The organism is Helicobacter canadensis MIT 98-5491, from assembly GCF_000162575.1.
Classification (GTDB): Bacteria; Campylobacterota; Campylobacteria; order Campylobacterales; family Helicobacteraceae; genus Helicobacter_D; species Helicobacter_D canadensis.
In genome coordinates this window covers 1039585-1053904 of the sequence record NZ_CM000776.2, presented here as the reverse complement: position 1 = coordinate 1053904, position 14320 = coordinate 1039585, and the positions used below count along the sequence as shown (strand labels likewise).

Genomic DNA, 14320 nt, shown 5'->3' with positions numbered 1-14320 from the left:
ACTCCTTAAAAATTAATATGGTAATGTTTCATTTTTTCTAATAACACTTGTTTTTGCATTCCCAAAAGCTCAGCAGCACTATCCACATCCGAATCAGATGCTTTTAATGCTTCATAAATTAACTCTTCCTCTAAATTAGCAATTTTTTTAGCTCCACCACTTTCTCTAGAGCTTAGGAACAAATCTTCGGGCATAATAGTATCATCCTCACACAAGATTGCTGCCCGCTCCACAACTGATAAAAGCTCCCTAATATTTCCAGGCCACTTATAGGAGAGCAATTGCTCCTTTGCTCCTTTTCCCCATTTTTTCTTACCAACTCCATATTGTTTATCCACTTCTTCTAATTTCCATTCACAAAGTGGGATAATCTCTTCTGTCCTTTCTCGCAATGGCGGAATATGAATAGGGATTGTTTGTAGCCTAAAAAATAAATCTTCTCTAAATTCGCCCTTTTTAATTTTTTTTTGAATATCCGCATTGGTGGCTGCAATAAAGCGTATATCCACCTTAATAGGCTTACTGCTTCCAAGTCTAACAATCTCTTTTTCTTGCAAGACGCGTAAAAGTTTAGCTTGAAGACTAGCAGGCATTTCTCCAATTTCATCTAAAAACACGCTTCCGCCATTAGCACTTTCAAACTTCCCTGCTCTTCCCTCTGTTGCATCCGTAAAAGCACCTTTTTCATAACCAAAGAGTTCTGATTCAAGAAGATTATCTGGAATTGCTGCCATATTAATGGCAATAAAAGGGGCTTTTGCTCTAAGGGAATGGTTATGAATATAATTAGCAAACACTTCTTTTCCAACTCCACTCTCCCCCAATAACAAAATCGCTGCATCTGTTTTAGCTGCTTTATTAGCAAGCATCAAAGCTTTTTGTAATGCTGGAGAAGTAGAGATAAAGCTTTGCTCTTTGGTTTCTTCGCTTTTTTTAGGGGTTTTAGCGATCACTTCTTTGGCTTTTTTAGCTCGATGAATCGCCGCTACTAGAGTTTCAATATCAAAGGGCTTAGTCAAAAAATCTTTTACTCCAAGCCTAATTGAATCAATTGCTTTATTTAAAGTTGCATTACCGGTGATAATTAAAGCCTCATAACGCCCATTTAACTCCCTCAAAAACTCTATTCCATCCATCTGTGGCATATTAATATCAGTGATGATTAAATCAATGCTATCATCTAGTTTTTTGAGTGCATCCTTAGCATTTTTAAAGCTCACCACTTCAAATTCCTCATATTCACCAAGGGCAATCTCTAAAGACTTTCTCATATTAATATCATCTTCAACAATGGCTAGTTTCATCACTTCTCCTTTTTGTTTGCTACAAGATGATAAATTGTAGCAATCCCCCTTTCATATTCTATTTTAATACGCGTTGCAGGAATCGACAAAAAACTTACAAACTCACCTTGATAATTAGAAGCCTTGCTTCTGTCCTCCAACTTCACACCCCATTTAAAAAAGCATTCTAAAATCTCTTCTTTTGAAGAATCTAAAAATTCCTTTTCGCTTTTACTATTATGCACAATTTCACATTTTTTATAAGGATTTTTAACCTTATCCAATAAATTAGCACTCAACATTGCAGGAGAAAAGTAATATTTTTCATTCAAAATTATTCCATTTTTAATAGCTACTCTATAAGAAAACAAATACTCTGTGGCTCCTACAAAGATACTGCAAATCATAATCCCAAAGAATACTTTATACATTATTCCTCATTATTAAATTCCAATAATCCATTATCTTCTTCTGGCAAATCTTCTTCTATCTCTTTTTCTTCTTTAGGGCATCTTGCAATAGAAACAACCTTATCATCATCAACATTAACAATAATCACACCACTTGTAGCACGACCTGCTTTGCGGATTGTCTGCATATCAACACGAATCATTTTTCCACTAGAAGTTAAAACCATTAAATCCATATTTTCATCTACATTAACTACACCCACAAGTTTTCCTGTCTTGCTAGTAAGTTTCATTGCAATGACACCCTTACCACCGCGATTTGTAATGCGATATTCATTAACTTCTGTGCGTTTTCCTATCCCTTTTTCACTAACACTTAAGATTTCTTCATTTTCACTAGAAACCACGGTTGCACCAATCACATAATCCTTTGGAATCTTAAATTTAATAGCCGTAACCCCTCGTGCTACCCGTCCAATCTCACGCACATTATCCACGCCAAAACGCACACACATTCCCTCATAGGTAACCACAAGTATCTGTTGAATCTCTGGATGAATGATTTTTGCTGTTACAAGCTCATCATCACCATCAAGATTGATAGCCTTTACCCCAACACTGCGAATGTTTTTAAATTCACTTAAATTGGTGCGTTTAATGATTCCATTTTTTGTGAAAAATGCGATAGATTTATCTTCATTAAAATCTTTTGTTGTAATAGTCGCCATAATCTTTTCATCAGGCGCAAGGCTAATTAAATTCACCACTGCTTTACCAATAGCAGTGCGACTTGCTTCTGGAATCTTATAAACTTTTAGCCAATACAACTGCCCTTTGTTAGTAATAAACATAATCGTATCGTGCGTATCAGACACAAAAAAGCTTTCTATAAAATCATCATCGTGTGTATTGGCAGAAATTTTGCCCTTACCTCCACGATTTTGTTTTTCATAAGTTCTAACTGGCACTCTTTTAACATATCCGCGATGACTCATTGTAACCACCACCGCTTCATTAGGGATTAAATCTTCTACATCAATGCTTTCATAATCCTCTTCAATAGCTGTCAAACGCTTTGTGCTAAATTTTTCTTTAACTTCAAGCAATTCTTCTTTGATGATTTTATTTAACAATTCCTCACTTCTTAAAATTGAGCTTAAATATTCAATCTCTTTGATTAATTCTTGATATTCATTTTCAATCTTATCTCTCTCCAAACCTGTTAAGCGTTGCAAACGCATATCCAAAATTGCTTGTGCTTGTATCTCGCTAAGATTAAACTTCTCAATCAAGCCTTCTTTTGCAACCTTTGGATCGCTACTAGAACGAATCAAAGCAACAATTTCATCAATATTTTCTAAAGCTATTCTCAAACCCTCTAAAATATGTGCTCTAGCCTTTGCCTTTTCAAGTTCAAAAATTGTGCGTCTTATAACTACGCTTTTGCGATGAGAAATAAATAGAGCCAACAATTCTAAGAGTGTAAAAATCTTAGGTTCTTTATTATAAATAGCAAGCAAAATAATTCCAAAAGTGCTTTCCATTGGTGTAGACTTAAAAAGGTGATTAAGAACAATTTCACTCATTGCTTCCCTTTTTAATTCTACAACCACCCTTATTCCATCTCTATCAGATTCATCTCTTACTTCGGCAATACCTTCAATCACTTTCTCTTTTGCTAATTCGGCAATTTGCTCTACCAATCTTGCTTTATTGACTTGATAAGGTATCTCATCAATCACAATAATGTCTTTTGTTTTAGTTTTTTCAATATGGGTTTTAGCACGAATCTTGATTCGACCACGCCCAGTTTCATAGGCTTCTTTAATGCCATTTTTACCATAGATGATTCCACCTGTGGGGAAATCTGGTCCTTCAATAAATTGCAAAATTTCATTTAATTCTGCTTTTGGGTGATCAATTAAATACACCAAAGCATCAATAATCTCATCGATTCTATGTGGAGGAATATTAGTAGCCATACCCACAGCAATCCCATTTGATCCATTAATAAGCAAATTGGGCAAACGACTAGGGAGTATATCAGGTTCTTTTAAAGTGTCATCATAGTTTGGAAGGAAATCTACCGTGTCTTTATCAATATCCCTCAAAACTTCTTCGGCTGCTTGAGTCATCTTTGCTTCAGTGTAACGCATAGCTGCTGCACTATCACCATCAATACTTCCAAAGTTTCCTTGCCCATCAACCAATTCTAAGCGCATAGAAAAATCTTGTGCCATTCTAACTAAAGCATCATAAACCGCTATATCCCCATGTGGATGATATTTACCAATTACATCCCCAACGATTCTTGCAGATTTTTTATATTTAGCTTTTGAAGTTACTCCAAGCTCATACATTGCATACAAAATTCTTCTATGGACTGGCTTTAATCCATCTCGTGCATCAGGCAAAGCACGCCCTACAATTACACTCATTGAATAATCAAGATAGCTTTCTTTAATAGAATCTTCAATATTGACATTTTGTATATCTTGGTTTAACAAATCAGACATTTATTCCCTTTGCTTTAAAAAGTTTTATATTATATCCCTATTTAACTTTAATTCCGCTAATATGAAGCATTAGAACGCTTGCTTATTGGCAATATTCTTGAGAGATAAAATAAGAATCTAAAATTGAAGTTGTTTGATGAATTTTGCAAATAAATTTTAAAATTTCTTGCCCCTTTAAAATATCACCCTCATTTCGTAAAATTCCCACAAATTTATTTTCAACAAATAAAGGCATTCCTATCATTTTTTGTTTTTGATCCCAAGGAAGATTTTCAATTGCTTCTAATGTGGTTTGCTCGGAGGCAAAATTAGACCATTCTTGCTCAAAAAAATATTCTACTTTTAATTGATAATCTAAAATATTCAAATAAGAATCATTAAAAATATCAAAAGATTTTTCTTTAAAGTTCAAAGCTCTTAAATTAGGCTCTGGAAGAATATTGCAATAAATATCAGTAAATTTTTGTGGTTTTAAAATTGCCAAATCTAAATTTGCATCTAATGCTAAAATTTCTGCATAACTAAGGCAAGAAACTACATGACTAGGCGATTGACTGTCATAAAGCAAAATATCTTTTGCTCTAGCATCCCTATAAACCAAACTTGCACTTGTTATAATTAATCCCTCATTGATAATCAATCCATAACCTTCTTTATAATCTTGCAAACCAAAGGAAGAAACAATTTTTAATCCACTATCTAACCATTTTGGCGATTGTGCATACAAACTTAATGCCCACAATAAACTCAACAATATCTTAAACATGCAAAAAAACAAACTCCAAAATTATTTCTCTTTAATTGATAAAATACTACAATAAAACCCTTTAAAATTAAAAATATAATTCAAGGAATTAAAATGGAATTAAAAGAATTTAATCTTTCAAAAGAAGAATTAGAATCGCTTCAAAACGCTATTATCCATACAGAAAAAGGTGATATAAAAGTTAAACTTTTCCCTAATGAAGCACCCAATACCACAGCCAATTTTGCTACTTTAGCTAAAAGTGGATTTTACAATGGATTAAATTTTCATCGCGTTATTGCAGGTTTTGTTGCACAAGGCGGTTGCCCAAATGGCGATGGTAGAGGCGGTCCGGGATATGCTATTAAATGTGAATTGCAAAACAATCCTCACAAGCACCTAAAAGGAACTCTCTCAATGGCACATGCTGGACGCAACACAGGAGGCAGTCAATTTTTTATTTGTTTTGCTCCACAGCCTCACTTAGATGGAGAACACACGGTATTTGGGCAAATAGAAGATGAAGAAAGCTTGAAAGTCCTTGATTCAATTAAGCAAGGAGACAAAATCTTAAAAATTGAAATTAACCAATAAGCCAAAAAAGCTTATTGGTGATTTATTTAAAGCTCTGGTTTTGGAGTTTTATCTGTAGAAATAGGAAGCTGTGGATAAATAACCTCCGGCTTTTCTCCAGTGAGCGATCTTAAAAATGTAGCAATTTTTTCTGCTTCTGCTTGAGAAATCTCAATTCCAAGTTGCACACTCCCCATTTCTTGAATCGCATCATTAAGCGACCAAATTGCTCCATTATGAAAATAAGGTGCTGTTTCAGCAACATTTCTTAAGGTAGGAGTTTTAACCATTCCATTAGAATCTCCTTTAAAATCCCCTAAATTTGCAAATTTATATTGCCCAGCTACTTGGAAAGCTTGCATAGTTCCACCTAGATTCACTCCATTATGACAAGCCGCACAACCTTTATCTAAAAACACTTGCAATCCTTCTTGCTCTGCTTTAGTAAGTGCTTTTGAATCACCCTCTAAAAATTTATCAAACCGAGAAGGAGTAATGAGAGTTCGCTCAAAATTTGCAATTGCATCAGCGATATTATCAAAAGTTACTCCATCCTTACCATATATCTTTTTAAATTCATTAACATATTCTGGCAATGAAGCGATTTTTTCAACAGCTAGTTTTGCAGGTGTTGCCATTTCTGGTTCTGCTTCAATTGGTCCTTTTGCTTGATCAGCAAGTGTCCCCGCTCTCCCATCCCAAAATTGAGAAGCATTTAAAACCGAATTATAAACCGTTGGAGAATTTAAATGATGCGGATTTTCTGTCCATCTATGTCCTACGGCTGCTGAGATTCCATCTGTTCCACCCAATCCTAAATTATGACAAGTATTACAAGAAATAATTCCGCTTTTAGACAAGCGTGGTTCAAAATATAATTTTTTACCAAGCTCAGCTTTAGCTTCAGTAAAAGGACTAAATTTCACTCCCATTTCTTGTAATACCTTATCTACCTCTTTTTGGTTTTTTGGCAAAGGTGCTAATCCATTATCTTTTGCACTTTGAATCAGAGGATTAGCATTCAAAGTAAGACTACAAGCCACCAATACCGAAGATAATGATAAAAACCACTTCTCCATTCAACACTCCTTTAAGATAAAATATGATTGTTTCTACAATCACAAAAATTATATCTACTTTTCATTAAATAAAAATTAATAAAAAATAAAAATTATCCTTTAAATTTTATGGACTAACCCCAATGAAACAATAAAATCATTTTAGAAAAATAATAATTCTTAAAAAGAAAAAAATAAAAAATTTAAAAATATTTGAGAATAATTGTAACATTTAAATAAGAATAAATTTTGATTGAGAATGGTAGATTATTTTTTCTAAAATGATTTTAAAGACAAGATAGCAATTTGATGCAATCTTGTCTAAAATTTATCAATCTAATTCCCAATTTTCTAAAAGATTAAAATTCAAATAACGATAAATTTGATTTTCTTTTCCTTGAATCTTTTTGGGAATCAAATCCAAATATTCTTGTTTTGTTGGGATTCTGCCAAGTAATGCACAAAGTGCCGCTAACTCTGCACTTCCTAAATAAACTTTAGCATCTTTTCCCATTCGGTTATCAAAGTTTCTTGTAGAAGTTGAAAATACCACAGCATTATCCCTTACACGCGCTTGATTCCCCATACATAAGCTACAACCAGGAAGCTCGATTCTTGCTCCAGCAGCCCCAAAGATTGAATAATACCCCTCTTCAGTAAGCTCTCTTGCATCCATTTTTGTTGGCGGTGCGATCCAAAGTGTTGTAGGAACCATTCCCTCACCCTTTAAGACTTCCCCTAAAGCACGATAATGTCCGATATTTGTCATACAGCTTCCAACAAAAACTTCATCAATATTATGTGGGCGATTTGGATTATTCAAAATCTCACTTAATGTTGCTACATCATCAGGATCATTAGGACACGCCAAAATTGGCTCTGTAATCTCATTAAGATCAATTTCAATAACAGCAGCATATTGTGCATTAGAATCAGCTTTCAAAAGCACAGGATTATCAATCCAATCTTGCATTTTTTTCGCCCTTCTTTCTAGAGTTGTGCTATCTTGATAACCGGCTTTAATCATAGCATTAATCAATGCAATATTGGATTTTAAATATTCAATAATAGGCTCTTTGTTTAAAGCAACTGTGCAAGCTGCTGCACTTCTTTCTGCACTTGCATCACTTAGTTCAAAAGCTTGTTCAACTTTCAAATCTGGTAAGCCCTCAATCTCCAAGATCTTACCGCTAAAAATATTTTTCTTTCCTTTTTTCTCTACAGTTAATAATCCTTGTTTAATTGCATAATAAGGAATCGCATTTACCAAATCTCTTAGTGTGATTCCAGGTTGCATTTTGCCGCTAAATCGCACAAGCACTGATTCTGGCATATCAAGTGGCATAGAACCTGTTACAGCTGCAAACGCTACAAGTCCACTTCCCGCAGGAAAACTAATTCCAATAGGAAAACGCGTATGTGAATCCCCACCTGTCCCAACACTATCTGGTAATACCATACGATTAAGCCAAGAATGAATAACACCATCACCTGGTCTTAAAGCTACCCCACCACGGCTACTCATAAATTGTGGTAAAGTTGCGTGAAGCTTAACATCAGCAGGTTTAGGATAAGCTGCAGTATGACAAAAACTCTGCAATACAAAATCCGCACTAAATCCCAAAGAAGCAAGTTCCTTAATCTCATCTCGCGTCATCGCACCTGTAGTATCTTGGCTACCAACAGTGCTTACTCGAGGCTCACAATAAGTCCCCGGCAAAACACCTTCAACTCCACAGGCTTTCCCTACCATTTTTTGTGCAAGCGTAAATCCTTGTCCGCTTCCTTTTGGAGTTTGAGGTTTTGCAAAGATTTCTTCTTTTGGCATTCCTAAAAATTCTCTTGCCTTAGCGGTTAATCCCCTACCAATAATAAGATTGATTCTACCTCCAGCACGAATCTCATCAGCAAGTGTATTAGGTCTTAAATCAAATTTTGAAACTACTGCACCATTTTTACAAATTTCTCCTTTAAAAGGATAAATTTCAATAACATCACCTTCATTAAGCTCACTTACAGGTGCTACAATAGGCAAACAACCGCTATCTTCACAAGTGTTAAAGAAAATTGGTGCAATTACACTACCAATTACTAAACCACCTGCCTTTTTATTTGGAATGTAAGGAATTTCTCGCCCCATATGCCATACTAGCGAGTTACAAGCTGATTTTCTAGAGCTTCCTGTCCCCACAACATCACCTACATAAACAAGTGGGTATCCTTTTTTCTTAAGTTCTTCGATTCTACCAAAGGCATTTTGAGTGCGACTTTTTAGCATGGCTTGTGCATGCAAAGGAATATCACTTCGCGTAAAAGCATCACTTGCAGGACTTAGATCATCAGTATTTGTTTCACCATCAACCTTAAAAACAACAGCCGTGATTTTTTCTGCTAAAGGCTCTTTGGAGAGAAACCATTCTGCATTAGCCCAAGATTCTAACACTTCTTTAGCGTAAGCATTGCTTTTGCTTAGTGTGGCAATTTCATTAAAAGAATCATAAACAAGCAAAGTATGCTTTAAGGCTTCTGATGCTGCTTTTGCCACTTCTGTATCTTTAGAATCTAAGGCTGCCACTAAAGGAGCAATATTATAACCCCCAAGCATAGTTCCAAGCAATTTTACAGCTAAGACTTTTGAAATTCCATTAATAGTAATTTCACCTTGCACAATCTGATTTAAAAATTCCGCTTTAACCTTAGCCGCTTCATCAACACCTGGTGAAACACGATTGGATAATAAATCAATTAATTCATCTTGCCTTTCTCCCTTTTTTAATAATTCAACAACTTGAATAACCTGCTCCTTGGTTAGGGGAAGTGGTGGGATATTTTGCTCTGCTCTTTGTTTGACTTGCTCTTGATACTCTATAAAAAAACTCATTGATTGCTCCTTAAAAACTATATAATACTCCAAAATCATACAAAAAAATTTCTTAAAAAAATAGATAAAAAAAAATTAAACTTTTCTTTTTTTATTTCTAATGTTAGCTTTTGAAACAACTAAACTTTAAAAACATAAAACTATATTGACAAAAAAAAATTTTTTTTGTATAAATCACACCATAAAATTAATTTTTTTATTTTATTATATTTTAAGGAGTTTTCAATGAAAGCCATTCATTCCATTAGTGAAGCTATAGGCAATACCCCTCTTTTGTTTATCAAATCACTTTCCAAAGAAAGTGGGGCTAATATTTATGGTAAGTGTGAGTTTTTTAACCCAAGTGGATCGGTTAAAGATCGGATTGCACTTAATATGATTGAAAGTGCGATACGCGAGGGTAAGATCGATGAAGACACAATTCTAATCGAGCCAACAAGCGGGAACACAGGTATAGGTTTAGCCTCTGTGTGTGCAGCTAAGGGTATTAAGCTTATTCTTACAATGCCAGAATCTATGAGTATTGAGCGACGCAAGTTGCTTAGTGCATTTGGTGCAAAATTAGAGCTTACTCCAGCACCACAAGGTATGAAAGGTGCTGTGTCTCGCGCTTTGGAATTGCAAAAAGAGATTCCAAATTCTCTTGTATTGCAGCAATTCCAAAATCAAGCAAATCCTGAAGTGCATCGCAAAACTACCGCGCTAGAGATTTTGGAGGCAATGGATGGCAAGATTGATGTATTTGTGAGTGCAGTTGGGACAGGTGGGACTTTAAGCGGTGTAGGATCTGTCTTAAAGCAAAAAAATCCCAATGTAAAGATTATTGCCGTTGAGCCAATAAATTCGCCTGTTATTAGCGGTGGCGCCCCCGGACCTCACAAGATTCAAGGTATTGGAGCAGGGTTTATTCCTGAAACTTTGGATACAAGTTTGATTGATGAGGTTTTGCAAGTTGATGCAGAATGGGCGGCACAAGAAGCAAGAAAAATTGCAAAAAATGAAGGTGTGTTGGTAGGGATTTCAAGTGGTGCAAATCTATGGGGCGCAAAAGAAATTGCTAAAAAATATCCTAATGCCAATATCGTAACGATTTTATGCGATACAGGTGAAAGATACCTTAGCACGGATTTATTTGAAGTATAATGCAGATTCTAAGATAGAGCAATCTATCTTAGAATCTAACCCCATTCTCCTAATAATGCCAAAATTTCTAGAATCTAAGCTTTTTGCTTACTTACAATATCAACGATAGTATCACCCACCATAAGAGCGATTTTTTCCATAAATTCTGCTGGAGAAGTAAAGCCTACGCATGAGCAATTAATTTCACCCAAGACATATTTATACTTGCCTTGTGAATCTGTATCAAGAATAAAATCCGCTGTCCAAATGAGTGGTAAATCATAATTTCCTAGCTTGGATCGAATCTCTGGAAGTTGGGCTAAAAACCAATCAATAAGCGTTTGCCAATCTTTGGGTTCATCATAGCGATATTTTGCTCCACTAAAGAGTGTTGCAGAAAAGGCATCGCCACCTTCAGCTGGTTTTTTATGTACGACATATACAGGGGTTTTGTATAGCATAAGGATTCTAATCTCCCCTTCTTTGATACGCGGTAAAAATGTCATATCCACAAGCATACCATTATCGCCTACCAAATAATGCTCACAAAAATCCATAAATTCTCCCAATTTTCGCTCTTCTGTGTGGTTATCTTTGGCTTCTGTGCAGATTATTTTTGTATCAAGCGGTAGCGAATCAACCTTGCCATAATCATTTGGAGATTCTAAACGCACACGCCAAATTCCCTCGCCTGTAGATCCACGATTTTGCTTTAAGACACGCTCACCCTTAGCTAGAGTTTTTGGAAATGTTTTTTTGAAATCATGTATATCACTCCACGTTACCCCAATGCGTTTGGCTTCTGCTGGATCATAATACGCATAGGTATCGCTAGGCACAAGTTGTGTATCTGCAAGTTTTGTGAGTGCATCTTTGGCTCCATAGCCTATCATTGCATCAGGATGAGGCATACCTACAAGCCTATCATCACAAAGCTTACGCAACACATCAAAATATAATTTTTCTTCCTTGAGATTCCCTGGATTGACGCGTGAGACATAGCCATCAGCAGTATTTTTGACATGCTCATAGATTTTGTTGCGCTCTGTTTGGTCTCGCAAAATATCATCAGTAAAAAAAATAACTTCCGCATTCCAACCCTTGGCTTTGAGTGCATTAACCATAGGCATAGTATCTTTTCTATAGCCATCAGGTCCTTTATCGCTTCCACCTCTTGCTTCAAAAAACACAATGTTCTTTTTCATACCCTCTCCTTATTTTAATTTATAATAAAGGATAACAAAAAAACTCTAAAATTTCTCTCAAATGGATAGAAATTTTATTTTAATTATTTTTTATGGGATTATTTAGCCAACTTATCCAATTTCCATTTCAATATATTTAAACTTTTAACCAAATCCCCTCTTTAGCTTTAAATATAATTTTATCTTGTTCTATGAGAGAAGTTAAAGCTCTCTTAAATGATTTTTTACTCATCTTAAAAATCTTTGTAATCTCTTTTGGATCACTATCATAATGCATTTTCAAATGCCCTCCACTCTCCTTTAACCTCTCTAGCACTTCTTGTGCTTCACTTATAGAATCTTTCTTAGCTAAAGGTGGTTTTAAAGATAAATCGCATTTTCCATTAGGATAGATTTTTTTGATAAATCCTTCTCTTTTCTTAAAAAACTTAATTTTTTCAAAAATTTCACTTCGATACAAAAGCCCAAGATATTCTCCATTTATGACACATTCATATCCCAAATTACTTTCTCTAAAGGGGATAATTTCCACTTTAGAGAAAATACCTAACTCTTGCTTATTGATATTTTTTAAGCTCTTTAAATAGGGTTTGATATTTACTTTAGCAATCAAACGCCCTTGCTTATCTGTGGTGATAAACACTAGCACTTGCGAATTTATGCTAAATTTTTGTGGATTTTGAGTAGGCATAAACAAATCCTTAGCAATTCCCAAATCCAAAAAACAACCCAAATGATTCCTATCCACTATCTCTAAGACTACAATTTCTCCTCTTTGTGCTTTAGGCTTCAAAGTTGTAGCAATCACTCTACCCTCTGAATCGTGATATAAAAAAACTTCAATCATATCGCCTATCTTAGAATCTTTTGGTAAATATTTATTGGGCAATAAAACCTCTTCTCCTTTATTTTGTAAGTAGGCTCCAAATTCTACAAATCTACCAAGCCTTAACTTACTAACAACACCAATTTCCATTAATCAACAATCTCCATAAAAGTTTCAAATAAACTTCTCCCCAAAGGCATTCCATAAAATTCAGAAATTTGCCACCCTACGACAAATACCATAACCATAAAAATAATAAAACCCAAACAAGCCAAAACAAGCAAGGCTCTAAGTAACTTAAGATAAAAATTTTCATTCAAAGAATCATTTAGGATTTTATGATACACTAGCCAATCCATAAAAAGCCCAAACCAAAAACTAAAAATCATAAACAAAAGCACACACACTACGCCAAAAATCAGCATTGAAACATAAGGAGACCACAAAGAATCATTATAAGCATAGAGATTTGCTTCCCACAACAAAATTGTATAACCAATATGGATTCCAAGTAAAACAAAACCAATCAACAAAACTATAAAAATTATTTGTATTATTTTTTCTAGCGTTGTAGAATACCTAGTAAATTCCCCTCGAATCTGTTTTTTGATTTCTTTATCACTTTTTCCTGCACTCTGCAAATCCATAATCTGGCTTTTTAAATTCTTTATCCATTCTTTACGCCCAAATACTCTTTCCATATCAAATACCTTTTGCAAAATTTCACATAAAATCTTGCCTAAAAAATGCCAAGAATATCTTGACAATTCTAAAATTACTACCATTTGTTAAAAATTTTTTAAATTATTAAAAAATATCTATAAAAATAACTCTATTATTTGATTTTTATGTTATTACAACTAAATATTCTAATTAAGCAAAAATCAAATCATTAAATTTGATTACCTTTACAATTCTTTATCCAATAATTCTTCCACTATGCGTATAAACATTTGCCTTTTCTCCCCTAGCAAAACCAATGAGCGTTACTCCTGTTTCTTGAGCTGCTTTGATTCCCATAAAAGTAGCTGCGGCTTTAGAAACTACAATAGGAATATTATGCATAACTGCTTTAACAACCATCTCCAAAGACAACCGCCCACTTACAAATAATATAGAATCTTGTGTGTTAAAACCTAACATTCTTGCTTTACCCATCACCTTATCAATCGCATTATGCCGACCAATATCCTCTGAAATAAATATTTTATCATTCAAAACCAACATCGCCTTATGCACACAACCTGTTTTAGAGAAAAGCTCTGTATTAGTCTCAAAAAATTTTAAATGCTCAAAAATCTTTTTGGTTGTTATCTTATAGGGGCTTTCAATAAATTTTGTAACAATATTGCCTTCTAAATTACCCGCAACACCAACACAACAGCCCGAAGTTAAAGTTTTTTCTCTAAAAAGATTTTTAAGCATTTTTTCTTCTATTTTTGCTTTTAACGATACAGATTTTCCATCTTCTGCAATCTTAATAGAATCAATACATGAAAGATCACTAATCACACCTTCACTCATTAAAAAACCAACAAAATGATAATCTTGTTCATAAGGGATACTCATTACAGAGAGTAATTTTTGATCATTAAGATAAAAAGCAATACGCTCTTCTTTGATAACAGAATCTTCTCTAGTGGAAAGAAATCCACTAGGAGAAATTTGTTCTATCTGTAAATTTTGATAAAACTGATCCAT

The 14320-nt window shown here is 34.4% G+C and carries 12 protein-coding genes; 2 read left to right on the top strand and 10 right to left on the bottom strand.

Going from position 1 to position 14320, the window contains the following annotated elements:
* Positions 1-5: 5 nt before the first annotated feature.
* The 4 genes from HCAN_RS05250 to HCAN_RS05235 form a co-directional block, all read right to left on the bottom strand.
* Entirely contained in the window at positions 6-1304 is a 1299-nt protein-coding gene (locus HCAN_RS05250) for a sigma-54-dependent transcriptional regulator (protein WP_006656877.1), read from the bottom strand.
* Complete coding sequence (locus tag HCAN_RS05245) at positions 1304-1714, bottom strand: hypothetical protein (RefSeq protein ID WP_006655712.1); 411 nt, start codon at positions 1712-1714, stop codon at positions 1304-1306. The genes HCAN_RS05250 and HCAN_RS05245 overlap by 1 nt, the downstream gene beginning before the upstream one ends.
* Positions 1714-4209 carry a DNA topoisomerase (ATP-hydrolyzing) subunit A gene (gene gyrA / locus HCAN_RS05240; protein WP_006655711.1) on the bottom strand — a complete coding sequence of 832 codons (2496 nt, stop codon included), beginning with the start codon at positions 4207-4209 and terminating at the stop codon, positions 1714-1716. Before gyrA ends, HCAN_RS05245 begins: the two co-directional genes overlap by 1 nt.
* An 82-nt stretch (positions 4210-4291) precedes the next feature.
* Entirely contained in the window at positions 4292-4975 is a 684-nt protein-coding gene (locus HCAN_RS05235; RefSeq protein ID WP_006655710.1) for a hypothetical protein, read from the bottom strand.
* A 93-nt stretch (positions 4976-5068) separates the two neighbouring features.
* On the opposite strand from HCAN_RS05235, the gene HCAN_RS05230 reads away from it, so the two are divergent.
* Complete coding sequence (locus HCAN_RS05230; protein ID WP_006655709.1) at positions 5069-5548, top strand: peptidylprolyl isomerase; 480 nt, start codon at positions 5069-5071, stop codon at positions 5546-5548.
* Between the two features lie 26 nt (positions 5549-5574).
* Here HCAN_RS05230 and HCAN_RS05225 read toward each other — a convergent pair whose 3' ends face one another.
* Positions 5575-6606, bottom strand: a complete 1032-nt coding sequence (locus HCAN_RS05225; RefSeq protein ID WP_006655708.1) for a cytochrome-c peroxidase — start codon at positions 6604-6606, stop codon at positions 5575-5577.
* Positions 6607-6916: 310 nt separating this feature from the next.
* Positions 6917-9466 carry a bifunctional aconitate hydratase 2/2-methylisocitrate dehydratase gene (gene acnB / locus HCAN_RS05220; RefSeq protein WP_006655707.1) on the bottom strand — a complete coding sequence of 850 codons (2550 nt, stop codon included), beginning with the start codon at positions 9464-9466 and terminating at the stop codon, positions 6917-6919.
* A 225-nt stretch (positions 9467-9691) separates the two neighbouring features.
* On the opposite strand from acnB, the gene cysK reads away from it, so the two are divergent.
* Complete coding sequence (gene cysK, locus HCAN_RS05215; protein ID WP_006656876.1) at positions 9692-10609, top strand: cysteine synthase A; 918 nt, start codon at positions 9692-9694, stop codon at positions 10607-10609.
* A gap of 74 nt (positions 10610-10683) precedes the next feature.
* On the opposite strand, the gene HCAN_RS05210 is transcribed toward cysK, so the two are convergent.
* The 4 genes from HCAN_RS05210 to fdhD form a co-directional block, all read right to left on the bottom strand.
* On the bottom strand, positions 10684-11793 hold the full coding sequence (locus HCAN_RS05210) for a Cj0069 family protein (RefSeq protein ID WP_006655704.1): 1110 nt from the start codon (positions 11791-11793) through the stop codon (positions 10684-10686).
* Between the two features lie 136 nt (positions 11794-11929).
* Positions 11930-12769: a CvfB family protein gene (locus HCAN_RS05205; RefSeq protein ID WP_006655703.1), complete on the bottom strand. Its 840-nt coding sequence runs from the start codon at positions 12767-12769 to the stop codon at positions 11930-11932.
* Complete coding sequence (locus HCAN_RS05200) at positions 12769-13320, bottom strand: hypothetical protein (RefSeq protein WP_232049083.1); 552 nt, start codon at positions 13318-13320, stop codon at positions 12769-12771. Before HCAN_RS05200 ends, HCAN_RS05205 begins: the two co-directional genes overlap by 1 nt.
* A gap of 217 nt (positions 13321-13537) precedes the next feature.
* On the bottom strand, positions 13538-14320 hold the full coding sequence (gene fdhD / locus HCAN_RS05195; RefSeq protein WP_006655701.1) for a formate dehydrogenase accessory sulfurtransferase FdhD: 783 nt from the start codon (positions 14318-14320) through the stop codon (positions 13538-13540).